This window comes from Streptomyces venezuelae, assembly GCF_008642375.1.
Taxonomy (GTDB): domain Bacteria; phylum Actinomycetota; class Actinomycetes; order Streptomycetales; family Streptomycetaceae; genus Streptomyces; species Streptomyces venezuelae_G.
The window spans coordinates 1,768,585-1,794,782 of record NZ_CP029194.1 but is presented as its reverse complement, the minus strand read 5'-3'; the positions used below and the strand labels follow the sequence as shown (position 1 = coordinate 1,794,782).

At 72.6% G+C, this 26,198-nt stretch carries 27 protein-coding genes; 17 read left to right on the top strand and 10 right to left on the bottom strand.

Going from position 1 to position 26,198, the window contains the following annotated elements; genetic code table 11:
• The first annotated feature begins 69 nt into the window (after positions 1–69).
• On the top strand, positions 70–294 hold the full coding sequence (locus DEJ46_RS07950; RefSeq protein WP_150264845.1) for a hypothetical protein: 225 nt from the start codon (positions 70–72) through the stop codon (positions 292–294).
• Here the strand turns inward: DEJ46_RS07950 and DEJ46_RS07945 are convergent.
• The gene (locus DEJ46_RS07945) at positions 284–913 is read right to left on the bottom strand and encodes a response regulator (protein WP_150264844.1); all 630 of its coding nucleotides are present in this window, start codon (positions 911–913) and stop codon (positions 284–286) included. The genes DEJ46_RS07950 and DEJ46_RS07945 overlap by 11 nt on opposite strands.
• On the bottom strand, positions 910–2,049 hold the full coding sequence (locus tag DEJ46_RS07940; RefSeq protein WP_223835448.1) for a sensor histidine kinase: 1,140 nt from the start codon (positions 2,047–2,049) through the stop codon (positions 910–912). Before DEJ46_RS07940 ends, DEJ46_RS07945 begins: the two co-directional genes overlap by 4 nt.
• Positions 2,050–2,305: 256 nt before the next feature.
• Between DEJ46_RS07940 and DEJ46_RS07935 the strand changes: the two genes are divergently transcribed.
• Positions 2,306–3,382: an ABC transporter permease gene (locus DEJ46_RS07935; protein ID WP_190622497.1), complete on the top strand. Its 1,077-nt coding sequence runs from the start codon at positions 2,306–2,308 to the stop codon at positions 3,380–3,382.
• Positions 3,379–4,059, top strand: a complete 681-nt coding sequence (locus DEJ46_RS07930; RefSeq protein WP_150264841.1) for an ABC transporter ATP-binding protein — start codon at positions 3,379–3,381, stop codon at positions 4,057–4,059. Before DEJ46_RS07935 ends, DEJ46_RS07930 begins: the two co-directional genes overlap by 4 nt.
• A 73-nt stretch (positions 4,060–4,132) precedes the next feature.
• Here DEJ46_RS07930 and DEJ46_RS07925 read toward each other — a convergent pair whose 3' ends face one another.
• Positions 4,133–4,942, bottom strand: coding sequence for an IclR family transcriptional regulator (locus tag DEJ46_RS07925; protein WP_150264840.1), 810 nt, complete (start codon positions 4,940–4,942; stop codon positions 4,133–4,135).
• Positions 4,943–5,285: 343 nt separating this feature from the next.
• On the opposite strand from DEJ46_RS07925, the gene allB reads away from it, so the two are divergent.
• Together allB and alc are read left to right on the top strand one after the other, a co-directional pair.
• Complete coding sequence (gene allB, locus DEJ46_RS07920) at positions 5,286–6,620, top strand: allantoinase AllB (protein WP_150264839.1); 1,335 nt, start codon at positions 5,286–5,288, stop codon at positions 6,618–6,620.
• Between the two features lie 3 nt (positions 6,621–6,623).
• On the top strand, positions 6,624–7,742 hold the full coding sequence (gene alc / locus DEJ46_RS07915; protein ID WP_150264838.1) for an allantoicase: 1,119 nt from the start codon (positions 6,624–6,626) through the stop codon (positions 7,740–7,742).
• 304 nt (positions 7,743–8,046) lie between these two features.
• On the opposite strand, the gene DEJ46_RS07910 is transcribed toward alc, so the two are convergent.
• Positions 8,047–8,787 (bottom strand): SDR family NAD(P)-dependent oxidoreductase, encoded by a 741-nt coding sequence (locus DEJ46_RS07910; protein WP_150264837.1) that lies wholly within the window; start codon positions 8,785–8,787, stop codon positions 8,047–8,049.
• A gap of 197 nt (positions 8,788–8,984) precedes the next feature.
• On the opposite strand from DEJ46_RS07910, the gene DEJ46_RS07905 reads away from it, so the two are divergent.
• Both DEJ46_RS07905 and DEJ46_RS07900 read left to right on the top strand, forming a co-directional pair.
• Positions 8,985–9,377, top strand: a complete 393-nt coding sequence (locus tag DEJ46_RS07905) for a hypothetical protein (RefSeq protein WP_150264836.1) — start codon at positions 8,985–8,987, stop codon at positions 9,375–9,377.
• 150 nt (positions 9,378–9,527) lie between these two features.
• The gene (locus DEJ46_RS07900) at positions 9,528–10,454 is read left to right on the top strand and encodes a DMT family transporter (RefSeq protein ID WP_150264835.1); all 927 of its coding nucleotides are present in this window, start codon (positions 9,528–9,530) and stop codon (positions 10,452–10,454) included.
• An 80-nt stretch (positions 10,455–10,534) separates the two neighbouring features.
• Here DEJ46_RS07900 and DEJ46_RS07895 read toward each other — a convergent pair whose 3' ends face one another.
• On the bottom strand, positions 10,535–10,756 hold the full coding sequence (locus DEJ46_RS07895; protein WP_150264834.1) for a hypothetical protein: 222 nt from the start codon (positions 10,754–10,756) through the stop codon (positions 10,535–10,537).
• Positions 10,757–10,902: 146 nt separating this feature from the next.
• Here DEJ46_RS07895 and DEJ46_RS07890 point away from each other — a divergent pair, with 146 nt between their 5' ends.
• Genes DEJ46_RS07890 through DEJ46_RS07880 form a run of 3 tightly spaced genes read left to right on the top strand, consistent with a single transcriptional unit; the run spans position 10,903 to position 14,019 of the window.
• Positions 10,903–12,123, top strand: coding sequence for a sensor histidine kinase (locus tag DEJ46_RS07890; RefSeq protein ID WP_150264833.1), 1,221 nt, complete (start codon positions 10,903–10,905; stop codon positions 12,121–12,123).
• Positions 12,120–12,803, top strand: coding sequence for a response regulator (locus DEJ46_RS07885; RefSeq protein ID WP_150264832.1), 684 nt, complete (start codon positions 12,120–12,122; stop codon positions 12,801–12,803). Before DEJ46_RS07890 ends, DEJ46_RS07885 begins: the two co-directional genes overlap by 4 nt.
• Before the next feature lie 37 nt (positions 12,804–12,840).
• The gene (locus DEJ46_RS07880; RefSeq protein WP_150264831.1) at positions 12,841–14,019 is read left to right on the top strand and encodes a cytochrome P450 family protein; all 1,179 of its coding nucleotides are present in this window, start codon (positions 12,841–12,843) and stop codon (positions 14,017–14,019) included.
• 38 nt (positions 14,020–14,057) lie between these two features.
• Here DEJ46_RS07880 and DEJ46_RS07875 read toward each other — a convergent pair whose 3' ends face one another.
• The gene (locus DEJ46_RS07875; RefSeq protein ID WP_150264830.1) at positions 14,058–15,059 is read right to left on the bottom strand and encodes a Gfo/Idh/MocA family oxidoreductase; all 1,002 of its coding nucleotides are present in this window, start codon (positions 15,057–15,059) and stop codon (positions 14,058–14,060) included.
• A gap of 165 nt (positions 15,060–15,224) precedes the next feature.
• On the opposite strand from DEJ46_RS07875, the gene DEJ46_RS07870 reads away from it, so the two are divergent.
• The 7 genes from DEJ46_RS07870 (at position 15,225) to DEJ46_RS07840 (ending at position 22,272) form a co-directional block, all read left to right on the top strand.
• Entirely contained in the window at positions 15,225–15,953 is a 729-nt protein-coding gene (locus DEJ46_RS07870; protein ID WP_150274219.1) for a GntR family transcriptional regulator, read from the top strand.
• Positions 15,954–16,060: 107 nt separating this feature from the next.
• Complete coding sequence (locus tag DEJ46_RS07865; RefSeq protein ID WP_190622495.1) at positions 16,061–17,080, top strand: sugar ABC transporter substrate-binding protein; 1,020 nt, start codon at positions 16,061–16,063, stop codon at positions 17,078–17,080.
• Positions 17,077–18,132 carry an ABC transporter permease gene (locus tag DEJ46_RS07860; protein WP_150264829.1) on the top strand — a complete coding sequence of 352 codons (1,056 nt, stop codon included), beginning with the start codon at positions 17,077–17,079 and terminating at the stop codon, positions 18,130–18,132. Before DEJ46_RS07865 ends, DEJ46_RS07860 begins: the two co-directional genes overlap by 4 nt.
• Positions 18,099–18,935: an ATP-binding cassette domain-containing protein gene (locus tag DEJ46_RS07855; protein WP_411757814.1), complete on the top strand. Its 837-nt coding sequence runs from the start codon at positions 18,099–18,101 to the stop codon at positions 18,933–18,935. Before DEJ46_RS07860 ends, DEJ46_RS07855 begins: the two co-directional genes overlap by 34 nt.
• 37 nt (positions 18,936–18,972) lie before the next feature.
• The gene (locus DEJ46_RS07850) at positions 18,973–20,175 is read left to right on the top strand and encodes an ROK family glucokinase (protein WP_190622493.1); all 1,203 of its coding nucleotides are present in this window, start codon (positions 18,973–18,975) and stop codon (positions 20,173–20,175) included.
• Complete coding sequence (locus DEJ46_RS07845; RefSeq protein WP_150264827.1) at positions 20,172–20,759, top strand: hypothetical protein; 588 nt, start codon at positions 20,172–20,174, stop codon at positions 20,757–20,759. Before DEJ46_RS07850 ends, DEJ46_RS07845 begins: the two co-directional genes overlap by 4 nt.
• A 52-nt stretch (positions 20,760–20,811) precedes the next feature.
• The gene (locus DEJ46_RS07840) at positions 20,812–22,272 is read left to right on the top strand and encodes a PHP domain-containing protein (protein WP_150264826.1); all 1,461 of its coding nucleotides are present in this window, start codon (positions 20,812–20,814) and stop codon (positions 22,270–22,272) included.
• Here DEJ46_RS07840 and DEJ46_RS07835 read toward each other — a convergent pair.
• The 4 genes from DEJ46_RS07835 to DEJ46_RS07820 are packed head-to-tail and all read right to left on the bottom strand — an operon-like array spanning position 22,269 to position 26,189.
• Positions 22,269–22,964, bottom strand: a complete 696-nt coding sequence (locus DEJ46_RS07835; protein WP_150264825.1) for a formyltransferase family protein — start codon at positions 22,962–22,964, stop codon at positions 22,269–22,271. The two genes, DEJ46_RS07840 and DEJ46_RS07835, sit on opposite strands and share 4 nt — an antisense overlap.
• Positions 22,961–23,149, bottom strand: coding sequence for an MbtH family NRPS accessory protein (locus DEJ46_RS07830; RefSeq protein WP_150264824.1), 189 nt, complete (start codon positions 23,147–23,149; stop codon positions 22,961–22,963). The genes DEJ46_RS07835 and DEJ46_RS07830 overlap by 4 nt, the downstream gene beginning before the upstream one ends.
• Positions 23,149–24,393, bottom strand: a complete 1,245-nt coding sequence (locus tag DEJ46_RS07825; protein ID WP_150264823.1) for a cytochrome P450 — start codon at positions 24,391–24,393, stop codon at positions 23,149–23,151. The genes DEJ46_RS07830 and DEJ46_RS07825 overlap by 1 nt, the downstream gene beginning before the upstream one ends.
• A gap of 2 nt (positions 24,394–24,395) precedes the next feature.
• Positions 24,396–26,189, bottom strand: a complete 1,794-nt coding sequence (locus DEJ46_RS07820; protein ID WP_150264822.1) for a beta-ketoacyl synthase N-terminal-like domain-containing protein — start codon at positions 26,187–26,189, stop codon at positions 24,396–24,398.
• Between the last annotated feature and the right edge of the window lie 9 nt (positions 26,190–26,198).

Genomic DNA, 26,198 nt, shown 5'->3' with positions numbered 1-26,198 from the left:
GCCGTGCCGGGGCCGCCGGGCACGAGTTGGGTGGAACCCGGACACCGCACCCGGAGAACGGAAACTGCCATGTACGAGATGCACATCGCGCCCGACGACTCCAGCGGCCTTCTGGTCTGGCACGTGATCGCCAAGGAGGCGGGCAACAGCCTCTGCGGTCAGAGCGTCGACCGCGACGCCGACGGGGTGCGGACGGACCGGCACTGCCTGCCGTGCATGCAGTCCTTCCAGGACCTGATGGGCGCCCGCGCCGACTCGTCGGCCGCGGGCCGGCAGGGCGGGCTCACCGCCTGATCAGCCGCCGGGCCGTCGCCGCCGCCACCGCGGCCGTCCGCGAGTCCACGCCCAGCTTCGCGAAGATGTGGACCAGGTGCGACTTCACCGTGGCCTGGCTCAGGAACAGCGCCTTGCTGATCTGCTGGTTAGACAGGCCCTCGCCCACCAGCTGGAGCACCTCGAGCTCCCGCTTCGTCAGCGCCTCCGCCGGGGTCCGCATCCGGTCCATCAGCCGGTGGGCCACCGCCGGGGCGAGCGCCGACTGGCCGGCCGCCGCCGTCCGTACCGCCGCCGCCAGCTCCTCCGGCGGCGCGTCCTTCAGGAGGTAGCCGGAGGCGCCCGCCTCCACGGCCGCCAGGATGTCCGCGTCCGTGTCGTACGTCGTCAGGACCAGCACCTTCGGCCCGCCGGGCGCGGCCGTGATCGCCGCCGTCGCCTCCGAGCCGTGCATCCCGGCGCCGAACTGCAGGTCCATCAGGACCACGTCCACGCCCCCCGCGGCGGCCAGCTCCACCGCCCGCTCGGCCGTCGCGGCCTCGCCGACCACCGTGAAGTCCGGCTCCGTGTCCAGGACCGCGCGCAGACCCGCCCGTACCACCGGGTGGTCGTCGGCGAGGAGAAGCCTGATGGTCGTCATGCGGAGACTCCTGCGGGAAGGGGGAGGGAGACGGCCACCGCCGTGCCCTGGCCGGGTGCCGATTCGACGGTGAAGGTGCCGCCCAGCGACTCGGCCCGCGAGCGCATCGCCGGAAGCCCGAAGCCGCCCTCCGAGGACTGCCGTACGGAGCCCGGGTCGAAGCCCTTGCCGTCGTCGACCACGTCCAGGGTCACCGAGGCGTCCATGAACGAGAGGGTGATCTCCGCCCGCGAGGCCGAGGCGTGCCGCACCGTGTTCGCGAGCGCCGACTGCGCGATCCGCAGCAGCGCCACCTCGTACGGCGTCGGCAGCTCGGCCGGCGTCCCGCTCACCGAGAAACGCACCCGGGGCCCGGCCGCCCCGGGCTCGTCGGAGCCGTACCCACCGGAACCGGCCACCGGCTCGCACAGCCGCTCCAGCGCCGCCGCCAGCGAGCCGTGCTCCAGGTCCGGCGGCGACAGCGCGCGGACAAAGCGCCGCGCCTCCGCCAGGTTGTCCTGCGCCGCCTGCCGCGCCCGGTCGATGTGACCGGCGGCCGGGGAGCCCGGCGGCAGCGCCCGCTCGGCGGCGCGCAGCAGCAGCTGGATCGAGGACAGGCCCTGCGCGAGCGTGTCGTGGATCTCCCGCGCGAGCCGCTCGCGCTCGGCGAGCGTCCCCGCGTGCCGCTCCGCCGCCGCCAGCTCCGCCCGGGTCTCGATCAGCTCCTCGATGAGCCGGCGTCGCCGCTCGCTCTCCCGGTACAGGGCCTGGTAGCCGAGGACGGTCGCCACCGCGACCGCGCCGCCGAGCAGCGGCCCGATGAAGACGCCCGGATTCAGGGCGGCGCCGTGGCCCACGTACGAGAGGATCGCCGCGCCCGCCGTCAGGGCGACGGCCGGCAGCGACCAGCGCGGGGGCAGCAGGTGGAGCTGGAGGAAGTACAGCGGGAACGCCACCCACAGCGCGTCGGGCGTCAGCCAGAGCAGCCCCAGCCAGGACGCGCACAGGACGCCCAGCCAGACGGCCGCGGCCCGCTGGGAGCCGGCCACGGACGGCAGCAGCGAGCCCGCCGCGTAGACCGCGCCCACGACCGCCGCCATCACCGTCCCGGCGGCGGTTCCGCTCCGCACCGCCGCGAGGACGAGCAGGCCCGCCATCAGCAGGTGCAGGCAGAGGCGCAGCGCGCGCAGGACGGGGGTGAGAGAACGCCGGGCGGGGTGGAGGGAGGAGTGCCGGGCGGGGTGGAGGGAGGAGTGCCGGGCGGGGTGGAGGGAGGAGTACGGATCCATGTCCCCACCAGCGTAGACAGCGGGAGCGCGGGGAACGGACAATCCGGACTCAACCGAAAGTTTGATTGTGGAGCCATCCGTGGCGCGATGCCCGGACGGCCCTCCTCGGACCACTCTGGTCAGCATGTTCGTGGCATGGAGAGACCTGAGATTCGCCAAGGGGCGGTTCGCCCTCATGGGCACCGTGATCGTCCTGATCACCCTGCTCGTGGGGCTGCTGTCCGGGCTGACCGCCGGGCTCGCGCGAGAGAACATCTCCGCGATCACCGGACTGCCCGCCGACCGGCTGGCCTTCGCGGCGCCGCCGTCCGGGCAGTCGGTCTCCTTCACCAACTCGACGGTGACGGAGGACCAGTGGAACGGCTGGGCCGAGCGGCCCGGCGTGACGGAGGCCGCGCCGCTCGGCATCCGCACCCTCAACGCCGCCGCCGGGGACCGGACGGCCGCCGTCTCCGCCTTCGGTACGGAGCCGGGGTCCGGGCTCGCCCCCGGTGCTGTCGGCGCCGGGAAGGCGGTCCTGTCGGAGTCCGCGGCGGAGGAGCTCGGCGTGGGCGTCGGCGACGCGCTGCGCCTCGGCCCCCTGGAGGCCACCGTCACGGCCGTCTCCGGCGACGCCTCGTACAGCCACACGCCGGTGGTGTGGACCTCCCTCGACGACTGGCAGCAGCTCGGGCACAGCGGCACCACCCCCGAGGCGCAGGCCACCGTGATCGCGCTCAGCGGCGACGGGGTCGACTGGGCCGCCGGCGACGAGGCCGCGAAGACCGAGGCGCGGACCGTCGAAGGGGCGCTCACCGCCATAGGGTCCTACCAGGCCGAGAACGGCTCGCTCCAGCTCATGCGGGGCTTCCTCTTCGCGATCTCCGCGCTCGTCATAGGGGCCTTCTTCACCGTCTGGACGATCCAGCGCAGCGGCGACGTCGCCGTCCTCAAGGCGCTCGGTGCCTCCACGCCGTACCTCCTCAAGGACGCCCTCGGGCAGGCCGTCCTCATGCTCACCGCGGGCACTCTGCTCGGCACCGCGCTCGCGGTCGGCATCGGCGCCCTGGTCAGCGGCGGGAACGTGCCCTTCGTCCTGGAGCCGCTCACCGTGCTCGGGCCCGCCGCCGTGATCGTCGTGCTCGGGGTCCTCGGCGCCGCCCTGTCCATCCGGCGGATCACCGCCGTCGACCCCCTCACCGCCCTCGGGAGCGCCCGATGAGCCTCGTCCTCGACGCCGTCACCCTGACCTACCCCGACGGAGACGGCCGGCTCACCGCCCTCGACTCCGTCTCGCTGACCGTCCCCGCGGGCACCCTCACTGCCGTCGTCGGCCCTTCGGGGTCCGGCAAGTCCAGCCTGCTCGCCGTGGCCGCGACCCTGGTGACCCCGGACCGGGGGCAGGTCGTGGTCGCCGGTACGGACACGGGGCGGCTCAGCCCGGCCGCCCGCGCCGAGCTGCGGCGCGAGCACATCGGGATCGTCTTCCAGCAGCCCAACCTGCTGCCCTCGCTGAGCGCGGCGGAGCAGCTCCAGGTGATGGCGCACCTGTCGGGGCGCGCGCCGAAGTCGGTACGGGGCCGGGCGATGGACCTGCTCGACGCGGTGGGCCTCGCGGACCAGGCGCACCGCCGCCCGCACCAGCTGTCGGGCGGCCAGCGGCAGCGCGTGAACATCGCGCGGGCCCTGATGAACGAGCCGTCCGTGCTCCTGGTCGACGAGCCGACGAGCGCACTGGACCACGAGCGGGGCGCGGCGGTCATGGACCTGCTCGCCGGTCTGACGGCCGAGCGGGGCACGGCGACGGTGCTGGTGACCCACGACCGGACCCATCTGGCCCGCACGGACCGCACGGTGTCGGTCCAGGACGGGCGGCTGACGGAGGCGGTGCGGGCCTGAGGCACGGAAGACGCGAAGGCGCCCGGAACCTCGAGGGTTCCGGGCGCCTTCGCGTGTGCGGCAAGGCTCCGGGTCAGGCGCCGCCGTTGCCCGTCGTGTTGGCGAGGGCCGCCGACAGTTCGCGGGCGACCTGCTGGAGGATCGGGACGATCTTCTCCGTGGCCGCCTCGGTGACCCGGCCGGCCGGGCCCGAGATCGAGATCGCCGCGGCGGTGGGGGAGTCGGGGACCGGCACCGCGAGGCAGCGGACTCCTATCTCCTGCTCGTTGTCGTCGACGGCGTACCCGGTCGCGCGGACCGCTTCGAGGGCGTCGAGGAAGCCGTCGGGCGTGGTGATGGTCTTCTCGGTGGCGGCCGGCATGCCGGTACGGGCGAGCAGCGCGCGCACCTCCTCGGCCGGGGTGTGCGCGAGGAGCGCCTTGCCCACGCCGGTGGAGTGCGGCAGGACCCGCCGGCCGACCTCGGTGAACATGCGCATCGAGTGCTTGGACGGCACCTGGGCGACGTACACGATCTCGTCGCCGTCGAGCAGCGCCATGTTGGCGGTCTCGCCGGTCTCCTCGACGAGCCGCGCCAGGTAGGGGCGGGCCCAGGTGCCGAGGAGGCGGGACGAGGACTCGCCGAGCCGGATGAGGCGGGGGCCGAGCGCGTACCGCCGGTTGGGCTGCTGGCGCACGTAGCCGCAGGCGACGAGGGTGCGCATCAGCCGGTGGATGGTGGGGAGCGGCAGTCCGCTGCTGGCGGAGAGCTCGCTCAGCCCGACCTCGCCCCCGGCGTCGGCCATCCGCTCCAGGAGGTCGAAGGCACGCTCAAGGGACTGGACGCCACCGCTCGCTGCGGCGGGCTTGGCGGCGTCGGTGGTGCTGGCGCTGGACGTCGGCACGTCAACGGTCCTTTCGAGGCAGGCGGGCAAGTCAGCAGCCTACCGGGCCACCGGCCGGGGCACCTGGTCCCGGTACCGGCGTACGGGCCGGTCAGGGGGTGTTTGTCCGGTGTCGGGGAGGGCCTGGAGGGATCCTGGTCTGCCCCACATGTGCGGAGCTACGTTCTACTGTACGGAATTTCCATTCCACTTTGTGGAAACCTCTAAGTCGGGTTCGCTGAAGGCCGATGCTGGAAGTGTGCCCTTGACGACATGTCGCCAGGAAGTGAAGACTCCTTTTCAACAGTTCGTTGAATTTCTCGCCGAAGTGCTCGAAGCCGGAGCACTTGAAGAAGGGGTACGGGTGGACGTCAACCTGGTCCTGCGCTCGACTCGCGTCATCACCCCCGAGGGGACGCGTCCGGCGTCGATCGCCGTCTCCGGAGGGACGATCGCGGCCGTGCTGCCGTACGACGCCGAGGTACCGGCCGGTGCCCGCCTGGAGGACGTCGGCGACGACGTCGTCCTGCCCGGCCTCGTCGACACCCACGTGCATGTGAACGACCCGGGCCGGACCGAGTGGGAGGGCTTCTGGACCGCCACCCGCGCGGCGGCCGCCGGCGGCATCACCACGCTGCTCGACATGCCCCTGAACTCCATCCCGCCGACGACCACCGTCGAGAACCTGCGGGTGAAGCAGGAGGTCGCCCGCACGAAGGCGCACATCGACGTCGGCTTCTGGGGCGGCGCCCTGCCCGACAACGTCAAGGACCTGCGCCCGCTGCACGACGCCGGGGTCTACGGCTTCAAGTGCTTCCTGTCGCCGTCCGGCGTGGACGAGTTCCCCTCGCTCGACCAGGAGCAGCTGGCGAACTCGCTCGCCGAGATCGCGGGCTTCGACGGTCTGATGATCGTGCACGCCGAGGACCCGCACCACCTCGCGGCCGCGCCGCAGAAGTCCTCCAGCGAGTACGCCGACTTCCTCGCCTCCCGTCCCCGGGACGCGGAGAACACGGCGATCGAGAACCTGGTCAACCAGGCCCGCCGGCTGGGCGCCCGCGTCCACGTCCTGCACCTCTCGTCCTCCGACGCGCTGCCCGCCATCGCCGCCGCCAAGGCCGAGGGCATCAAGATCACCGTCGAGTCCTGTCCGCACTTCCTCACGCTCACCGCCGAGGAGATCCCGGACGGCGCCACCGAGTTCAAGTGCTGCCCGCCCATCCGTGAGGCCGCCAACCAGGACGCCCTGTGGCAGGGGCTCGCGGACGGCACGATCGACTGCATCGTCTCCGACCACTCCCCGTCCACCGCCGACCTGAAGACCCCGGACTTCCTCTCCGCCTGGGGCGGCATCTCCTCCCTCCAGCTCGGCCTCCCCGCGATCTGGACCGAGGCCAAGCGCCGCGGCCACTCCCTGGAGGACGTGGTCCGCTGGATGTCCGAGGCCCCCGCCCGGCTCGCGGGCCTCTCGCGGAAGGGCGCCATCGAGGCCGGCCGCGACGCCGACTTCGCGGTCATCGACCCCGACGCGACCTTCACCGTCGACCCGGCCGAGCTCCAGCACCGCAACCGCATCACCGCCTACGCGGGCAAGACCCTCAGCGGCGTCGTCGCCTCCACCTGGCTGCGCGGAGAGCGCATCGTCGACCACGGCACCCTCGCCGAGCCCTCCGGCCGCCTCCTCGAAAGGAACAACTGACCCGTGAGCACCGGCATACCCTCCTTCACCGGCGACGCCAGCCCCTTCGGAGGCGGCGACCCGTACGCCGACTACCGCACCGCCGACTTCCCCTTCACCCAGTACGCGGACCTCGCCGACCGACGACTCGGCGCGGGTGTCGTCGCGGCCAACGACGAGTTCTTCGCCGAGCGCGAGAACCTCCTCAAGCCCGAGCCCGCCGAGTTCGACCCCGAGCACTTCGGCCACAAGGGCAAGATCATGGACGGCTGGGAGACCCGCCGCCGCCGCGGCGTCTCGGCCCAGCAGCCGCACCCCACCGAGGACGACCACGACTGGGCGCTCGTACGGCTCGGCGCCCCCGGCGTCGTCCGCGGCATCGTCGTCGACACCGCCCACTTCCGCGGCAACTACCCGCAGGCCGTCTCCGTCGAGGCCACCTCGGTCGCCGGCTCGCCCTCGCCCGAGGACCTCCTCGCCGACGACGTGAAGTGGACGACCCTCGTCCCGCGCACCGCCGTCGGCGGCCACGCCGCCAACGGCTTCGCCGTCGACGTCGAGCAGCGCTTCACGCACCTGCGCGTCAACCAGCACCCCGACGGCGGCATCGCCCGTCTCCGCGTGTACGGAGAGGTCGCCCCCGACCCGCGCTGGCTCGCCGTCCTCGGCACCTTCGACCTCGCGGCCCTGGAGAACGGCGGCCAGGTCGAGGACGCCTCGGACCGCTTCTACTCGCCGGCCACCAACACCATCCAGCCGGGCCGCTCCCGCAAGATGGACGACGGCTGGGAGACCCGCCGCCGCCGCGACAAGGGCAACGACTGGATCCGCTACCAGCTCGTCGCCGAGTCCGAGATCCGCGCCGTCGAGATCGACACCGCCTACCTCAAGGGCAACAGCGCGGGCTGGGCCGCCCTCTCGGTCGCGGCCGAGGGCTCCGAGGACTGGACCGAGATCCTGTCCCGGACCCGCCTCCAGCCCGACACCAACCACCGGTTCGTGCTCGACACGCCGGCGGTCGGCTCCCGGATCCGGATCGACATCTACCCGGACGGCGGCATCTCCCGCCTCCGCCTCTTCGGCTCCCTCACGGAGTCCGGCGCGGCCCGACTGACCGCCCGCCACCAGGAGCTGGGCGGCTGACGCCACCGACTCCTCCATGAACTGGGCGGGTACGACACCCCGCCCGGCCCGCGAGGGCGCACCGGCCCGACAGCACCGGTGCGTCCTCGCGTCCCCCTTCTTTCGGGCTCGGTTCGCCTCCGGGGCGCTACAGCCGGGCTCACAGGGCCGACCGTGCTCGCCTCCTTCGTTCCTCAGGAGGCTCCGCGCGCTCGACCCTGTTCCCCCGACGCGCCCCTTCGGCTCACTCGCCACCATCGCGTACGGGTCCTCCCGGCCCGGCCCCACAGGCAGGTGCCTCCCGCGGGGTCCGGACCGGCCCGGCCTACGCCGCGTGCCCGCCGTCCACCGCGAACTCGGCCCCCGTCACGTACCGCCCCTCCGGCCCCGCCAGGAACGCGACCATCGCCGCCACCTCGTCCGCCGTGCCGAAGCGGCCGAGCGCCGTCATCGCCGCCTGGCCCTCCGCGTGAGGCCCGTCCGCCGGGTTCATGTCGGTGTCGACGGGGCCGGGGTGGACGAGGTTGGCCGTGATGCCACGGCCTCCCAGCTCCCGGGCGAGCGCCTTCGTCAGGCCGGTCAGCGCCGCCTTGCTCGTCGCGTACAGCGTGGCGCCGGGCCCGGGGACCCGCTTCGTCATGCAGGTGCCGATCGTGACGATCCGCCCGCCCTCCGGCAGGCGCCCGGCCGCCGCCTGCGAGGCGAGGAAGGCCGCCCGGACGTTGACCGCGAGGACCCGGTCCACGTCCGCCAGGGTCAGCGACTCCAGCGGGCCGAGGACCCCGACGCCGACACTGTTCACGAGGACGTCGAGCCGGCCCAGGGCATCCGCCGCCCACTCCACCGCACCCGCCGCGTCACCGGCGTCGGCCGCGTCGGCGCGCAGGGGCAGCGCCGTGCGCCCGGCCGCCTCGATCCGCGCGACGACCTTCTCGGCCGCCGCCTCGTCCCGTACATAGGTGAAGGCCACGTCGGCGCCCTCCCGGGCCAGGCGGACGGCCGTGGCCGCGCCGATCCCGCGGCTGCCGCCCGTCACCAGTACCGCCGTGCCGTGCATCGTGGACATCCGAAACCTCCGTGAGAAGCGGTAAGTGGTTGCGGTTTCAAGGAAACTCGGGTGCGAGCCCGGACGCTGGCGGGAAACGGACGCCGACTCCGCCCCCGATCGCCGACTCGGCCCCGCGGCGCGCCCGTCCGGCGTCCCTCGGAGCCCGGCGTGGGGTGGAGCCCCCTTCGGGGTTCCCCGCCTGCTTGAATGCGAGCGTGATCGAACTACTGTTTCTCGCCGCAGTCGCCGCCCTCGTCGGGTGGCTGATGGACCGGAAGCGGCGGCAGCGGTCGACCGCCCTCGCCGCCGGGGAGACGGCCGGGGTTCCCTGCATGCTCAAGTGGCCGGTGCACGGCTCCCGCTGGCGGGCCGGACGCCTGCTGATCGACGCGGGTCCTCCGGTCTGGCGGGCCTCCTGGGGCTCGCGGGAGCTCGCGCTGCCGACCGATCTGCGCCGGACGGGAACGCGCCCGCCCTCCGCTCGCGAGGGGATGTCCATCAATCCGGGATGCCGGATCCTGGAGTACGCCTCGTCCGGCGGGGTCGTCCTGGTCGCGGTCATGCCCGGCGAGCTGGACCTGGTGGCCAAGGCCCTGGAGAGCGCGTAGCCGCGCCTCCCCGTCCGTCAGGACAGCAGCCCTTGACCGGCGAGGCCCGGAAAGGTGTAGCCACCACACGCCTCTCCCGGTACCGTGATCGCTCCACGTGCGAGCCGTCGAAGTCTCCACCTCGTCCCGACAGTTGGAGAAACGGCCGTCATGTCCTCCCTCGCTGCCCCCGTGTCCCTCGGCGCCCCGCGCCGCGCCTGGCTCATCGACCTGCCCGTCCTGCTCGTCGCCGTCGTCTGGGGCGCCAGCTACCTCGCGGCCAAGGGCATCACCACCACCCACACCGTCATCGCGGTCCTCGTGCTGCGCTTCGCGGTGGTGCTGCCCGTCCTCGTCGTCGCCGGACGGCGCAAGCTCCGCGCGCTCACCGCGGCCCAGTGGCGCGGCGCCGGCACCCTCGGGCTGATCCTCAGCGGGATCTTCCTCCTGGAGACGTACGGCGTCGTCCACACCTCCGCCACCAACGCGGGCCTGATCATCAGCCTCACCATGATCTTCACCCCGCTCGCCGAGGCCGCCGTCACCCGGGTGCGGCCGCCCCGCGCCTTCCTCGCCGCCGCCGCGCTCTCCGTCACGGGCGTCGTCCTGCTCACCCAGGGCGGCGGCTTCACCGCACCCTCCCTCGGCGACCTCCTCATGCTGCTCGCCGCCCTCGCCCGTACCGTCCACGTCCTGGCGATGTCCCGGATCAAGGCGGTCCGGTCGGCCGACTCGCTCTCCCTCACCACCGTCCAGCTCGGCTCCGCCGTCGCCGTCTTCGCCGTCATCGCGGCCTTCCCCGGGACGGGTGCCTCGCCCTGGGCGACCGCCCTCGACTTCGGCCCCCGCGAGTGGGTCGGGCTGCTCTTCCTCTCCGTCTTCTGCACGCTCTTCGCCTTCTTCGTGCAGATGTGGGCGGTCCGCCGCAGCTCCCCGTCCCGGGTCAGCCTGCTCCTCGGCACGGAGCCGCTCTGGGCCGCCGCCGCAGGCATCGCCCTTGCCGGCGACCGCCCGGGGATCCTCGGTCTCCTCGGCGCGGTCCTCGTCCTCGCGGGGACCAGCTGGGGCCGCCGCACGGCCGACGAGGACGCCCGCTAGGGCCTGTCCGACGGATCAGGGCCGGACAGGCCGCGGCCCCGGCCATGATCCGTCGGACAGGCCCTGGGCCGTCCCGAGGGTCAGGACTTCCGTACGCGGTCCGACACGATCATGAGCACCAGGCCGAGGGCTGCGATCACGATGTTCACGAACACCTCCCTGCCCTCCATGAACCACACGTTCCCGGTCAGGAAACGGGTCAGGCCCATCAGCTTGAACCAGCCGTCGGTCAGCTCGCGGATCACTCCGCAGACGCCGAACACGACGAGCAGGAAACCGGTGACCTCAAGGAATCTCTTCATGTCTTGATCATCATCGGGTGACGGCTCCGGCCGCGTCCGACTGCGGTCCACGGCCACTGCGACCGAAGTATCGACCTCCGCGACTTAGGTAGCGTCCGGCGCCGACCCTCACCCGCGCGGGGCCCTCAGCTGCGTACATTGCCGATATGACCCGTACGGAACGACAGCGCTGGCTGTTCCCCTCCCACCTGGTCGCACCGGGCGAGAGCGGCGCGGCAAGGCCCCGCCGTACCGTCCGTGACTGGATCGTCGACACCTCCCTCTTCCTCCTCGCGGCGCTCGTCGGACTCATCGCCGCCGACGCCGGCGCGGAGTACAGCAGCGAGCCCGTCATCCTCTTCGACCAGATCGCCGGCGCCGCCGCCTGCTGCGCCCTCTGGCTGCGCCGCCGCTGGCCCGTCGGACTGGCCGTCGGCCTCTCCCTGCTCAGCGTCGTCGCCCCGGTCGCCGGCGGCGCCGTCCTCGCGAGCCTCTTCAGCGTCGCCGTCCGCCGCCCCTTCCGCGAGGTCGCCTGGATCGGCGCGCTCGCCGTCGCCGCCTCCACCGTCCAGGTCTTCGTCCGCCCCGACCCCACCCTCAACGCCGGGATCGCGGTCGTCCTCGGCTTCGTCCTCATCCTCCTCGTCACCGCCTGGGGCATGCTCGTCCGCTCCCGGCGCCAGCTCGTCGAGGCCCTCCGCGAGCGCGCCCGCCGCGCCGAGGCCGAGGCCGAGCTGCGCGCCGCCCAGGCCCAGCGGCTCGCCCGCGAGGCCATCGCCCGCGAGATGCACGACGTCCTCGCCCACCGGCTGACCCTCCTCAGCGTGCACGCGGGGGCCCTGGACTTCCGGCCGGACGCCCCGCCCGAGCAGATCGCCCGCGCCGCCGGCGTCATCCGCGACAGCGCCCACGAGGCCCTCCAGGACCTGCGCGAGATCATCGGGGTCCTGCGGGCGCCCGGCGAGAACGGCGACGGCGACCGGCCCCAGCCGACCCTCGCCACCCTCGACGCGCTCGTCGCCGAGTCCCGCGAGGCCGGCGCGGACATCGTCCTGGAACTCGACGTCGACACCGCCGAGGGCGCGCCCGCCGTCCCCGCCTCCACCGGCCGCACCGCCTACCGCATCGCCCAGGAGGGCCTGACCAACTGCCGCAAGCACGCCCCCGGCACCAAGGTCACCGTCACCGTGAGCGGCCGGCCCGGCGAGGGCCTCGACGTCACCGTCCACAACCCCGCGCCCGCCGGACCCGTCCCGCACGTCCCCGGCTCCGGCCAGGGCCTCATCGGGCTCACCGAGCGGGCCGCCCTCGCCGGGGGCCGACTGGAGCACGGACCGGCCCCCGGCGGCGGGTTCGCCCTGCACGCCTGGCTACCGTGGCCCTCATGACCATCCGGCTGATCATCGTCGACGACGACCCCCTGGTCCGCGCGGGCCTCACCTTCATGCTCGGCGGTGCCGAGGACCTGGAGATCGTCGGCGAGGGCGCGGACGGCCGCGAGGTCCCCGAGCTCGTCGACCGGCTCGCCCCGGACGTCGTCCTCATGGACATCCGCATGCCCCAGGTCGACGGGCTCACCGCCACCGAACGGCTCCGCGCACTCCCCGGCGCCCCCGAGGTCGTCGTCCTCACCACCTTCCACGCCGACGAGCAGGTGCTGCGCGCCCTGCGGGCGGGCGCCGCCGGCTTCGTCCTCAAGGACACCCCGCCCGCCGAGATCGTGGCCGCCGTCCGCCGGGTCGCCGCCGGGGACCCGGTGCTCTCCCCGGCCGTCACCCGCCAGTTGATGACCCATGTCGCGGGGGAGCAGGACCGCCCGGACCGGCGCGAGGAGTCCCGGCGCGCCGCGATCACCGCGCGCCTCGCCGAACTGGCCGTACGGGAAAGGGAAGTGGCCGTCGCCGTCGGCAAGGGCCGCTCCAACGCGGAGATCGCCGCCGAGCTGTACATGAGCGTCCCCACGGTCAAGACCCATGTCTCGCGCGTCCTCGCCAAGCTCGGCCTCAACAACCGCGTCCAGATCGCCCTCCTGGTCCACGACGCGGGCCTCCTGGACGAGGAGGAATAGCCGGAGCGGTCGTCGGCCGGTCGGATAGTCTGCGGAGATGTCCGTCATCGAACTGGGGGAGTACGGCGCGGACTTCACCGCGAACCCGTACCCCTACTACGCCAAGCTCCGTGAGTCCGGCCCGGTCCACGAGGTCCGCATGCCCGACGGCTACCAGTTCTGGCTGGTCGTCGGCCACGAGGAGGGACGCGCCGCCTTCGCCGACCAGCGGCTCGCCAAGTCCCCCTCCGTCGTCGGCGTACGGCCGCCGGAGGAGGACGTCATCGGCGTCCACCTCCTCGCGGCGGACGCCCCCGACCACACCCGGCTCCGCCGACTGGTCACGGGTGTCTTCACCGGTCGCCGGGTCGAGGCCCTGCGCCCCCGCATCGAGCGGCTCACCGGGGAACTCGCCGACGCCATGGAACCGGCCGGACGCGCCGACCTCGTCGACGCCTACGCGTTCCCCCTGCCGATCACCGTCATCTGCGAACTCCTCGGGGTCCCCGCCGAGGACCGCGACACCTTCCGCGACTGGTCGAACGAGCTCGTCACCCCCGCGGGCGAGGACGGCTACCTCGGCGCCCTGCAGGGCTTCGCCGGCTACCTCGACGCGCTCATCGAGGACAAGCGCGCCGCGGGCCCCGCCGACGACCTGCTCTCCGGTCTCATCGCCGCCCGCGCCGAGGACGGCGACCGGCTCTCCGGGCCCGAACTCCGTGCCATGGCCTACCTGTTGCTCATCGCCGGCCACGAGACCACGGTCAACCTCATCTCCAACACCGTCCGCAACCTCCTGGCCCACCCGGAGCAGCTCGCCGCCCTGCGCGCGGACCCCGAGCTCCTCGACGGGGCGATCGAGGAGTCCCTGCGGTACGACGGACCGGTGGAGACCAGCACCTTCCGCTTCACCCGCGAGCCCGTCACCATCGGCGGCACCGAGATCCCGGCGGGCGCGAGCGTGCTCGTGGCGATCGGCGCGCTCGACCGCGACCCGGCCCGCTTCCCCGACCCCGACCGCTTCGACATCCGCCGCGACACCCGCGGCCACCTCGCCTTCGGCCACGGCATGCACTACTGCCTGGGCGCTCCGCTCGCCCGCCTGGAGGGCAGGATCGCCCTCCGCACCCTCCTGGACCGCTTCCCCCGGCTCGAACTGGACGCCGAGGCCGACCCCTGGGAGTGGGTTCCCGGCCTCCTCATCCGCGGCGTCCGCCACCTGCCGGTGCGGTGGTGAGCGGAGAGACCGTGTTACGGAGCGGCCGCGAGACCGCGTTACGGAGCGGCCGCGTCCACCCGGACCGGACGCCGCTCCCGGCGGGACAGTTCGCACGCCTCGGCGATCCGGAGCGCAGCCAGGGCCTCGGGGCCGTCGCACGGATTGGGCACCTCGCCGCGCACCAGCCGGACGAAGGCGGCGAGCTCCGCCTCGTACGCGGGGGCGAACCGCTCCAGGAAGCCCTGCCAGGGCTTCCCCGGCGCCGGCGGCCCCTGGGGCTCCACCGAGGTGAGCGGGGTCCGGTCGTCCAGGCCCACCGCGATCTGGTCCCGCTCGCCGGCCAGCTCCAGCCGCACGTCGTACCCGGCGCCGTTGCACCGGGTCCCCGTCACCGTCACCAGCGTGCCGTCGTCCAGGGTGAGGAGCGCGGCGGCCGTGTCCACGTCCCCCGCCTCCCGGAACATCGCGGGACCCGCGTCCGAGCCCGTCGCGTACACCTCGACGACCTCCCGCCCGGTCACCCACCGCACGATGTCGAAGTCGTGCACCAGACAGTCCCGGAAGAGCCCGCCGGAGAGCGGCAGGTACGTGGCGGGCGGCGGCTCCGGGTCGGACGTCGCCGCCCGTACGGTGTGCAGCCGGCCGAGCCGCCCCGACCGCACCGCCTCCCGCGCCGCCCGGTACCCCGTGTCGAAGCGGCGCATGAACCCGAGCTGGAGCTCGGTGCCCGCCTCCGCCACGGCCCGCAGCGCCGCCCGAGTGCCGGGCACGTCCAGGGCGATCGGCTTCTCGCAGAAGACCGGCAGACCCGCCCCGGCGGCGCGGGCGATCAGCTCCGCGTGCGCGGCCGTCGCCGAGGCGATCACCACCGCGTCCAGGGGGTGCCCGAGCAGCGCCGTCACGTCGGGCGCGGCCTGTGCCCCGAGCGCCCCCGCGACCCCGGCCGCCCGCGTAGCGTCCGCGTCCGCCACGACCAGCGAATCGACCTCCGGGTGGCGGGCCAGTACCCCCGCGTGGAAGCTCCCGATCCGTCCCGTACCGATGAGTCCGATGCGCATGGCCCCACCGTGGAGCGGTACGACCCCGGTGTCAAGGATTGTCAGGACAACCGGACGTCACGACGTCATGTCGTCCCTGCCCGCCGTCGGCTTCCGGTCGTCTGCGTGCGCGGATACGCTCCCCCCGTGGCCAAGCAGTCCGGTTCCCCCCTGCCCCCGCTCTCCGTGGACCGCACCAGTCCGGTCCCGCTCTACTTCCAGCTGGCCCAGCAGCTGGAGGCCGCGGTGGAGAACGGGACGCTGCCCCCGGGCACCCTCCTCGGCAACGAGATCGAGCTCGCCACCCGCCTCGGCCTCTCCCGCCCCACCGTCCGCCAGGCCATCCAGTCCCTCGTCGACAAGGGCCTCCTCGTCCGCCGCCGGGGCGTCGGCACCCAGGTCGTGCACAGCAGGGTCCGGCGCCCGCTGGAGCTCAGCAGCCTCTACGACGACCTGGAGGCCGCGGGCCGCCGCCCCGCCACGCGGGTCCTCGCCAACCGCCTCGAACCCGCCACCGCACCGGTCGCGGCCGCCCTCGGCGTACCCGAGGGCAGCGACGTCCACTACCTGGAGCGGCTGCGCACCGCGTACGGCGAGCCCATGGCGTACCTGCGCAACCACCTGCCCGCCGGGCTCCTCGGCCCGGACGAACCGGACACCGGACGCCTTGAGACCACCGGCCTCTACCGGATGCTCCGCTCGGCCGCGCTCACCCTGCACAGCGCCCGTCAGTCCATCGGCGCCCGCGCCGCGACCGCGGAGGAGGCCGCGCTCCTCGACGAGCGGGCGGGTGCCCCGCTGCTCACGATGGAACGCACCACCTACGACGACACCGGCCGGGCCGTCGAGCACGGCTCCCATCTCTACCGGGCCGCCCGCTACTCCTTCGAGCTCCAGCTGATGGTCCGCCCTTGACAGCACACGCCGCCCGACGGGCCCCGAGCGCCCCCCTGACCAGTGCCACGACCCGCATGACCGATACTGCAATGCACGCAGAAGGACACAAAGGAGGGCACGGCCTCGTGACCAGGCTTCGGACAGGAGGGGTGCGGGCCGTCATCGGCGCCGTGCTCGCGCTCGCGCTCACAGGAGCCCTCGCGGGGTGCAGCAGCACCGGCGGGAAGCGGGCGGAGGACGCGCGCAAGGCCGCGGCGGCACAGGGCAGGGCGGCCGTCGGCACCCCCCGCTGGACCTTCGCCATGGTGACCCACTCCGGTGACGGGGACACCTTCTGGGACATCGTCCAGAACGGCGCCAAGCAGGCCGCCGTCAAGGACAACATCAACTTCCTGTACGCGCACAGCGACGAGGCCCAGCAGCAGGCCCAGCTCATCGACTCGTACGTCGCCAAGGGCGTCGACGGACTGATCGTCACCCTCGCCAAGCCCGACGCGATGAAGGCCTCCGTCGAGAAGGCCGTCAAGGCCGGCATCCCGGTGATCACCGTGAACTCCGGCGCCGAGCAGTCCAAGGCCTTCGGCGCCCTCACCCACATCGGCCAGGACGAGACCGTCGCCGGCGAGGCCGTCGGCGACGAGCTGGACCGGCGCGGCAAGAAGAAGGCCCTCTGCGTCCTGCACGAGCAGGGCAACATCGGCCACGAGCAGCGCTGCGCCGGAGCGAAGAAGACCTTCGGCGGCGAGCTCGTGAACCTCTACGTCGACGGCACCAACATGCCCGACGTCAAGGCCTCCATCGAGGCCAAGCTCCAGTCCGACAAGGCCGTCGACGCCGTCGTCACCCTCGGCGCCCCCTTCGCGGACACCGCCGTCCAGGCCGCGAAGAGCGCCGGGAGCAAGGCCGAGGTCGACACCTTCGACCTCAACGCCAAGGTCGCGACCTCCCTCCAGGCCGGCACGCTCGGCTTCGCCGTCGACCAGCAGCCCTACCTCCAGGGGTACGAGGCCGTCGACCTGCTCTGGCTCTACCGCTACAACGCCGACGTCCTCGGCGGTGGCAAGCCGGTCCTCACCGGCCCCCAGATCATCACCAAGGACCAGGCGGGCGCGCTCAAGGAGTACGCGGAGCGGGGTACCCGATGAGCTCCACCGCCCCACCGTCCGACGGCCTCGACCACGTCGACGAACGGCTCCTGCGCACCACCCCGCTGAAGAAGCTCCTCGCCCGGCCCGAGCTGGGCTCGGTCGTCGGCGCGATCGCCGTCTTCGTGTTCTTCTCGATCGCGGCCGACAGCTTCCTGCGCCCCGCGAGCCTCGGCACCGTGCTCTACGCGGCCTCCACCATCGGCATCATGGCCGTCCCGGTCGCCCTGCTGATGATCGGCGGCGAGTTCGACCTCTCCGCCGGCGTGCTGGTCACCAGCTCGGCGCTGGTCTCCTCGATGTTCAGCTACCAGATGACGGCGAACGTCTGGGTCGGCGTCGGCGTCTCGCTGCTCGTCACCCTCGCGATCGGCGTCTTCAACGGCTTCATGCTGACCCGCACCAAGCTGCCCAGCTTCATCATCACGCTCGGCACCTTCCTCATGCTGACCGGCCTGAACCTCGGCCTCACCAAGCTCATCAGCGGCACCGTCTCCACCAAGACCATCGCCGACATGGAGGGCTTCCCCTCCGCCCGGAAGCTCTTCGCCTCCCAGGTGACCGTCGGCGGCGTCGAGCTCAAGGTCACCATCCTGTGGTGGCTCGGCCTCGTCGCCCTCGCCACCTGGATCCTGCTCCGCACCCGCTTCGGCAACTGGATCTTCGCCGTGGGCGGCGGCGCCGACGCCGCCCGCGCGGTCGGCGTCCCGGTCTACCGGACGAAGATCGGCCTTTACCTGGGCGTGGCCTTCTGCGCCTGGATCTCCGGCCAGCACCTGCTCTTCTCCTTCGACGTCGTCCAGTCGGGCGAAGGAGTCGGCAACGAGCTGATCTACATCATCGCGGCCGTCATCGGCGGCTGTCTGATCACCGGCGGATACGGCTCCGCCATCGGCTCGGCGGTCGGCGCCCTCATCTTCGGCATGACCAGCAAGGGCATCGTCTACGCCGAGTGGAACCCCGACTGGTTCAAGTTCTTCCTGGGAGCGATGCTCCTCCTGGCGACCCTGCTGAACGCCTGGATCCGCAAGCGCGTGGAGGCCACCAAGTGACGACGGCGACGAAGACCGAGGCCGTTCCGCTCGTCGAGCTCGACGGCGTCAGCAAGTACTACGGCAACATCCGCGCCCTCGAAGGGGTCTCCCTGGAGGTCCGCTCCGGCGAGATCACCTGCGTCCTCGGCGACAACGGCGCCGGCAAGTCCACCCTCATCAAGATCGTCGCGGGGCTCCACCGGCACGACGCCGGCTCCTTCCGCATCGAGGGCGAGGAGGTCACCCTCGCCAACCCGCGCGACGCACTCGACCGGGGCATCGCCACCGTCTACCAGGACCTCGCCGTCGTCCCCCTCATGCCCGTCTGGCGGAACTTCTTCCTCGGCTCCGAGCCCACCAAGGGCTCGGGCCCCTTCAAGCGGCTCGACGTCGACCTGATGCGCACCACCACCCGCGAGGCACTGCTCCGCATGGGCATCGACCTGCGCGACGTCGACCAGCCGATCGGCACCCTCTCCGGCGGCGAGCGCCAGTGCGTGGCCATCGCCCGCGCCGTCCACTTCGGCGCCAAGGTCCTCGTCCTCGACGAGCCGACCGCCGCGCTCGGCGTCAAACAGTCCGGGGTCGTCCTGAAGTACGTGGCCGCCGCGCGTGACGAGGGCCTCGGCGTGGTCCTCATCACCCACAACCCCCACCACGCCTACCTCGTCGGCGACCGGTTCGTCCTCCTCAAGCGGGGCGTGATGGCCGGCAGCCACACCAAGAGCTCCGTCACGCTCGACGAGTTGACCCGCCAGATGGCCGGCGGCACCGAGCTGGAGGACCTCCGCCACGAGCTGGAACGCCCGTCCGCGACGTAACGGCCGCCACACACCCCACCTGGCAGAATCGGAACCGATGAGTACCTACCGCGACCGCACCCTCCCCCAGGCTCTCCGAGCAGGGGGGACCCCCAGATCTGCCCGGGGCACGGTGTTGAGGACCGTCGGGACCCGGGAGCGGCGCTCCCACCTGACGGCGCCCCGCGTGCCGACCGTCGGCATCGACATCGGCGGTACGAAGGTGATGGCCGGGGTCGTCGACGCGGACGGCAACATCCTGGAGAAGCTCCGCACCGAGACCCCGGACAAGTCCAAGAGCCCCAAGGTCGTCGAGGACACCATCGTCGAGCTCGTCCTCGACCTCGCCGACCGGCACGACGTGCACGCCGTCGGCATCGGCGCGGCCGGCTGGGTCGACGCCGACCGGGCCAGGGTCCTCTTCGCCCCGCACCTCGCCTGGCGGAACGAACCCCTCCGGGACTCCCTCCAGTCCCGGCTCGCGGTCCCCGTCATGGTCGACAACGACGCCAACACCGCCGCCTGGGCCGAATGGCGCTTCGGCGCCGGACGCGGCGAGGACCACCTCGTCATGATCACCCTCGGTACGGGCATCGGCGGCGCGATCCTGGAGGACGGGCAGGTCAAGCGGGGCAAGTACGGCGTCGCCGGCGAGTTCGGGCACATGCAGGTCGTCCCCGGCGGCCACCGCTGCCCCTGCGGCAACCGCGGCTGCTGGGAGCAGTACAGCTCGGGCAACGCCCTCGTCCGCGAGGCCCGCGAGCTCGCCGCCGCCGACTCCCCGGTGGCGTACGGGATCATCGAGCGGGTCAAGGGCAACATCCCCGACATCACCGGACCGCTCATCACCGAGCTCGCCCGCGAGGGCGACGCCATGAGCATCGAGCTGCTCCAGGACATCGGCCAGTGGCTCGGCGTCGGCATCGCCAACCTCGCCGCCGCCCTCGACCCCTCCTGCTTCGTCATCGGCGGCGGTGTCTCCGCGGCCGACGACCTCCTCATCGGCCCCGCCCGGGACGCCTTCCGCCGCCACCTCACCGGACGCGGCTACCGCCCCGAGGCCCGCATCACCCGCGCCCAGCTCGGCCCCGAGGCCGGCATGGTCGGCGCCGCCGATCTCGCCCGGCTCGTCGCCCGCCGCTTCCGCCGCGCCAACCGTCGCCGCGTCGAGCGGTACGAGCGTTACGAGCGCTACGCCCAGGCCCTGCGCAGCGGGACCGCGGGCAAGACCGCCCGTACTCCCGAGGACCCCACTTCATGACCCTGCCCCACCAGTCCCTTCAGTCCCACCCGCCCCACGTGCCCGAGGGAAAGCTGCCGGAGGACCGGCGCCACATGATCCGGCGCCGCTGGATCACGGCCGTCATCATCGTGCTGCTCGTCGGCATCCCCGCCGGCTACCTCGTCGTCTCCGCGGGCCAGAGCCGCGACAGCGGCCGCGACAAGGAGATCGAGTCCTCGGCCGTCGGCCTCCAGACCAACCCGCCCTCCTGGATGAAGCGCCGGGTCTTCGAGGTCCCGGTCCCCTGGGGAGCCTGGGACGTCGCGTACTACGAGACCAGCAACTGGAAGACGAGCCGGCTCTACGTCCAGTTCACGACGGACGCCTACGGCCTCGACTTCTTCCTCTTCAACGCCGGCATCTCCCGTTCCCAGCTCACCCCGGGGCAGATCACCATCGGCGACCGGGACGCCGAGATCGTCGGCTGGACCTTCGGCGAGGGAACGATCTGGTCGGGAACCACGGTCAAGCGCGAGGAACCGCGCCCGACCACCGACATCACGGTCGACCTCACGGACCCCTCGTTCCCCCGCGTCTACGCGGTCTCCACCACCAGCCCCTGACCCCCCACGGCGGATATGCTTCGGGACTCCGTGCCTGGAGGGGGAAAAGGGAATGGGGCGCGCAAGCGGGTACCTGTGGCTGGCCGGTGACCACCACGTCCACACGCAGTACAGCGGCGACGGGAAGTACCGGGTCGTCGACCAGGTGCGCCAGGGCCGGGCACACGGTCTGCGCTGGCTCGTCATCACCGACCACGGCGGTACCACCCACGCCAAGCTCGGTGTGGAGAAGGTGCACCCGGACATCGTCCGGGCCCGCGAGGAGTACCCGGACACCCTGGTCTTCCAGGGGCTGGAGTGGAACGTCCCGGCCGCGGAACACGCCACGGTCTTCGTCCATCCCGGGCGCGAAGAGGTCACCGTCCTCAAGGAGTTCGAGACGGCCTACGACGGCGGGGTGACGGGTACCTCCGCCGTCGCCGACGCCCACAAGGCGCTCGCGCTCTCCGGACTCGGCTTCCTGGCGGACGCGTTGGAGGACGGGCGCGTCGAGGACGCCCTCTTCCTCGTCAACCACCCTTCCCGCCGCGGCCTCGACGCGCCACGGGACCTCAGGAACTGGCGCGACGCCCAGCCGCACATCGCCGTGGGGATGGAAGGCGCACCCGGCCATCAGGCCGCCGGACTGCCGGCGTCGCGCGGCCCCGGCAGGCACCGCGGCCACTACGGAGCGAACCCGGGCCCGGGCTCCTACTCCCCCTATCCTCCGGAGAGTTACCGCACCTTCGGCGGCTTCGACTGGATGACCGCGACCGTGGGAGGCCTGTGGGACAGCATGCTCGCCGAGGGCAGGCCGTGGTGGATCACGGTGAACTCCGACTCGCACGACGTCATGGGTGACACCTCGGTCCGCGGACCCGGCAGCGACTTCGCCGCCGACGGCAGGCACGCCGACCCCGTCTACGGCGCGGAGCCGAACCGGACGACCGGCGATCACTGGCCGGGCCAGTACAGCCGTACGCACGTCGGCGCGGCGGCCTTCTCGTACCAGGCGGTCATGGACGGCCTCCGGGCGGGCCGGGTGTGGGTCGACCACGGCGGCCTGCTGAGCGGACTCCACGCGCGGCTGCGGGCGGGCGACCGGACGGCCGGCCTCGGCGGGACACTGACCGTGCGGCGTGGCGAGCACGTCGACCTCGTCGTCGACGTCACCCCGGCGACCGCCCCCAACTGGACGGGGAACGTACCGCGTCCGGCCCGTGTGGACGTCGTCCAGGGAGACGTGACCGGGGCCCCGGCCGATCCCGACGGCTTCCGCGCGCCCGGCACCCGAGTGGTCCGGTCCTTCGAGGTCGACGGGTCCGCCGGCACGGTACGGCTGACGTACCCCCTCGGCCGGGTGGACCGGCCCGTGTACGTACGGCTGCGCGGGACCGACGGCAACCGTGGAGCCACGGGGCTCCACGGTGCCGCTGTCGATCCCCACGGCCCCGCCGTCGACGTACGGGGCGACGCCGACCCGTGGCAGGACCTGTGGTTCTACTCCAACCCGATGTGGGTCGTTCCCTCCTAGTTCGAGTGGAGCGCCCACGTGCTGCCGTCGACCGGCGTGGTTCCGGGCAGAGCGATCAGCTCGGGCTTGAAGAGCGGCGGCGAGTCCATCGCGGGCTCCCAGGTCGCCAGCTTCTCGTCCTGGGGGACCTCGATCCGCCGGCCCTCGGCGAGGTCGGCGACCACCTTGAGGAGCAACCGGACGCCGAGCGGGGCCAGTTGCTCCCGCCACAGGCTCCGCGCGGTCGCACCCGGGGGCACGAACACGTGCTCCTGGGCGGCGAGCGGGCCGCCGTCGGTGCGCTCGGTGAGGTGGTACACGCTCCCGCCCGTCACCTTGTCGCCGTCCCGGACCGTCCACCGGATCGCGTCCCGGCCGCGGTGCAGCGGCAGCAGGCTGGGGTGGTAGCCGATGGTGGCGATCGTGGCCCGGGCCCGCGTCCTGCGGCCGAGGAAGGCGTGCGAGTGCGCGGCGACGATGACGTCCACCCCGTCCGGGACGTGCATCGCCCGCAGCTCGGCCGAGTCCGTCCACGGGATGCCCCGGGGGAACGCCCAGGCCCGCAGACGGTCCCAGGCCATCGCGTTGCTCTCGTCGGACTGCCCCTTGCGCAGCCGGGGCGCGGACACGCCGGAGATCTTGTGCCCCTCGTCCAGCAGGGCGTCCGCGACCTGGACCGCGAATGCCCCCCGTCCCGAGATGAAGATGTTCACTCGTCCACCGCCATGGCGAAGTGCCGCTCGACATGGTCGAGGGCGCTCTCGCGGTCCGGGCCCGAGTGGACGACCCGCCAGCCCTTCGGCACGTCCAGGTGGGGCCGCCACAGTGCGCACTGCCCGGCGGCGTTCACCACGACCAGCCAGTCGCCCTCGCCGGCGTCGAAGGGGCTACCGTTCATCAGTCGACCTCTTTCAGTCCGGAGTGATCGGGCAGGAACCGCACCGGCAGTGTGGAGAACCCGGTCAGGAAGTTGGACCGGATCGGCAGCGACTCCGCCGTCTGCTCGAATCCGGTGGTGAAGTCCCGTAACGCCATGAGGAGTTCGGCGATCTCCACCTTGGCCAGGTACGAACCGACGCAGAAGTGCGGGCCGTAGCCGAAGGCCAGGTGCTTGTTGGGGGTGCGGCCGAGGTCGAACGTCCCGGGCCGGTCGAAGACCCGCTCGTCGCGGTTGCCCGAGGCGTGCCACAGCGTGACGATCTCGCCGGGCCGCAGCCGTACGCCGTGCAGCTCGGTCTCACGGACGACACTGCGCCCGAAGTGCATCGTGGGCGAGGCCCAGCGCAGCACCTCGTCCACAGCGGTGTCGACCGCGACCTCACCGTGCTTGAGCCGCCGCCACTGCTCCGGCTGCGCCGCCAGGGTGCGTACGCAGTCGATCATCGTGAGCCGGCTGGTCTCGTCGCCACCGATGATCAGGCTGTAGCAGTTGAGCACGACGTCTTCGTCGGACAGCGGCACACCGTCGATGGAACTGGCGACGAGCATGCTGATCACGTCGTCGCCCGGCGACTCGCGCCGCTCCTCGACGATGTCCATGAAGTACATGAGGATCTCGTTGCGGGCCATCTCGGAGTCGACCTCGCCGACGCCCTCGTCCTCGGTCGACAGCGCGGCCTTGGTGAGGGAGAGCAGGAACTCCCGGTCCTCCTCGGGCACACCGAGCAGACTGGAGATCGTCGTCATCGGGATCCGCCCGGCGATCTCCTCGGCGAAGTCGCAGCCGCCGCTCTCGACCGCCTCGCGGATCCACCGCCGGGTGTTGACCCGCACGGTACGCGCCACCTCGTCGAGCACCCTCGGCGAGAGCACCCGTTGGAGGATCTTGCGCAGCTCGTGGTGCCGGGGCCCGTCGGTGACGGCCAGCATCCGGCCGGCGCCGGCGTCCCCGCCGCCCAGGAGCGTGACCAGCACGTTCCCGCGCTCGGACGTGAAGTGCACGTCGTCCCGGTAGGTGGCCATGATGTCCTCGTGGCGGGAGAGCACCCAGAAGCCCTTGCGGCCGCCGGCCGGCGGGTTCCAGTACACCGGCGCGGTGTCCCGCAGGGCGCGCCAGAACGCGCCGAGGTCGTGCTCCGCGAAGGTGGCCGGGTCGCCCAGGTCCACGGTGTCCGTCCCGACGTACGGTGCCGTCGTCCTCACGGTCACCAGTCCGTACGCCAGAAGCGGCGCGGCCGGAAGGGGTACGTGGGCAGGGGCACGCGGCGGCTGGCCTCCCCGAGGTGCAGGGAGCCGAAGTCCACCCGCCGGCCCGTCACCCACGCCGCGGCCAGCGCGGTCAGCTCGGGCAGCGCCTGTGCGTCCCGCCCGGACAGCACGATCCCGTCGTCGTTGCTGCGGAAGGACTCCGCGTCCACCCGCGGCGCCGAGGCGGTCGTGACGGCCGGACCCCCGGAGGAGCCGGCGGCCAGCGCGTCGATCAGCTCCTCACGGCTGCGGACGACGGCAGCCCAGCGGCGGTCCATCACCTTGCGGCCCAGATTGAGGCTGAAGCAGATGTCGTCGAGCCGCAGCTCGGGGCGGGCGATCAGCCACTCCCGCAGCCGTGCGCGCTGACGGTCGAGCGCCTCGTCGTCCAGGGCGGACAGGGTGGCCAGGCGCGGCCTGCCGGCGGCCTCGGGGGCGCGCTCGGCGACCGTCGGCGGCTCCTCCAGGACGAGGTGCGCGTTGTAGCCGCCGCCGCCGATCGAGGTGATGCCCGCACGGCGGATGCCGGACTCCGACTCCCAGTCGGCGGTCTCCAGCTGCGGCACGAACGGCGTGCTGGGGAAGTCGAGGTCCTGGTTGACCTCGGTCAGGTTGATCGTCGCCGGCAGCTTCCTGTGGAAGAGGGCGAGCGCGGCCTTCATCGCGCCGAAGCCGCCGGACACCACGCCGCCGTGGCCGACGTTGCCCTTGACCCCGCCGATCGAGGTGGTGCCGGTCTGCTTGCCGAACGCCATGCTCGCCGCGTGCACTTCGAGCTCGTCGGTCATCGGCAGGCCCAGACCGTTCGCCTCGTACATGGACACGGTGTCCGGGCCGACGCCGCCGACCTCCATGGCGCTCGCGATGCACGCGCTGAGCCGCTCGGGCTGGGCCAGGCCGTAGGCCATCGCGCTGACACCGTTGTTGTTGACGGCCGAGCCCTTGACCACGGCGTAGATGTGGTCGCGGTCGGCGACGGCCTGCGCCAGCGGCTTGAGCAGGACGGTGACGACACCGCTCGACAGGGCCGTGCCGGTGCCGTTGGCGTCGAAGGGGCGGCAGTGGCCGTCCTTGGAGAGGATGCGGTTCTCCTCCCACAGGTGGCCGCGGGGGTGCGGCAGACGGACCATCGCACCGCCCGCGATCGCCATGTCGGTCTGGCCGAGCAGCAGCGACTGGCAGGCCAGGTGCACCGCGTAGTGGAAGCCGGCGCAGACGGCGGCGACGGTCACGGCCTCACCGGTCAGCCCCATGTAGTAGAGCGCGTTGGAGGTCATGGTGTCCGGCGACCACGCCAGACTCGCCTCGATCGCCTCGGGGCCGACCGACACCCGGTCCGGCGGGGAGCTGTAGAGCGCGGCGGTCTGCGGGTTGTTGGCGCCGTACATGCCGATCTCGGCCCTGACCCGGTCCGGGTCGTAGCCGCCGTCCTCGAGCGTCTCCCACGCGCTCTCCAGGAACAGCCGGTTCTCCGGGGTCATCGCGGCCGCCATCCGGTCGCTGATGCCGAACACCGAGGGGTCGAACTTGTCGTACGTGTCGAGCACGCCGCAGGCGCGGACGTAGAACGGGCTGTGGATCAGGGTCTCGTCGACGTGGATGTCGTCCTTCTCCAGGAAGGACACGGACTCCCTGCCGTGGACGAGGTTGTCCCAGAACTGTTCCTTGGTACGGGCTCCGGGCGACCGGAGGGACATGCCGATGACGGCCACGTCACCCGGGTCGTAGTCCTGCTCGGGGCTGTCGGTCATGGGGAAGCT

Coding starts and splice junctions, on each gene's coding strand:
- DEJ46_RS07840 (WP_150264826.1), top strand. CDS start 20,812: ATGGGGCGCGCAAGCGGGTACCTGTGGCTGGCCGGTGACCACCACGTC.
- DEJ46_RS07950 (WP_150264845.1), top strand. CDS start 70: ATGTACGAGATGCACATCGCGCCCGACGACTCCAGCGGCCTTCTGGTC.
- DEJ46_RS07930 (WP_150264841.1), top strand. CDS start 3,379: ATGAGCCTCGTCCTCGACGCCGTCACCCTGACCTACCCCGACGGAGAC.
- DEJ46_RS07885 (WP_150264832.1), top strand. CDS start 12,120: ATGACCATCCGGCTGATCATCGTCGACGACGACCCCCTGGTCCGCGCG.
- DEJ46_RS07860 (WP_150264829.1), top strand. CDS start 17,077: ATGAGCTCCACCGCCCCACCGTCCGACGGCCTCGACCACGTCGACGAA.
- DEJ46_RS07940 (WP_223835448.1), bottom strand. CDS start 2,049: ATGGCGGGCCTGCTCGTCCTCGCGGCGGTGCGGAGCGGAACCGCCGCC.
- DEJ46_RS07830 (WP_150264824.1), bottom strand. CDS start 23,149: ATGAACGGTAGCCCCTTCGACGCCGGCGAGGGCGACTGGCTGGTCGTG.
- DEJ46_RS07935 (WP_190622497.1), top strand. CDS start 2,306: ATGTTCGTGGCATGGAGAGACCTGAGATTCGCCAAGGGGCGGTTCGCC.
- DEJ46_RS07845 (WP_150264827.1), top strand. CDS start 20,172: ATGACCCTGCCCCACCAGTCCCTTCAGTCCCACCCGCCCCACGTGCCC.
- DEJ46_RS07900 (WP_150264835.1), top strand. CDS start 9,528: ATGTCCTCCCTCGCTGCCCCCGTGTCCCTCGGCGCCCCGCGCCGCGCC.
- DEJ46_RS07820 (WP_150264822.1), bottom strand. CDS start 26,189: ATGACCGACAGCCCCGAGCAGGACTACGACCCGGGTGACGTGGCCGTC.
- DEJ46_RS07875 (WP_150264830.1), bottom strand. CDS start 15,059: ATGCGCATCGGACTCATCGGTACGGGACGGATCGGGAGCTTCCACGCG.
- DEJ46_RS07945 (WP_150264844.1), bottom strand. CDS start 913: ATGACGACCATCAGGCTTCTCCTCGCCGACGACCACCCGGTGGTACGG.
- DEJ46_RS07850 (WP_190622493.1), top strand. CDS start 18,973: ATGAGTACCTACCGCGACCGCACCCTCCCCCAGGCTCTCCGAGCAGGG.
- DEJ46_RS07880 (WP_150264831.1), top strand. CDS start 12,841: ATGTCCGTCATCGAACTGGGGGAGTACGGCGCGGACTTCACCGCGAAC.
- DEJ46_RS07895 (WP_150264834.1), bottom strand. CDS start 10,756: ATGAAGAGATTCCTTGAGGTCACCGGTTTCCTGCTCGTCGTGTTCGGC.
- DEJ46_RS07890 (WP_150264833.1), top strand. CDS start 10,903: ATGACCCGTACGGAACGACAGCGCTGGCTGTTCCCCTCCCACCTGGTC.
- DEJ46_RS07910 (WP_150264837.1), bottom strand. CDS start 8,787: ATGTCCACGATGCACGGCACGGCGGTACTGGTGACGGGCGGCAGCCGC.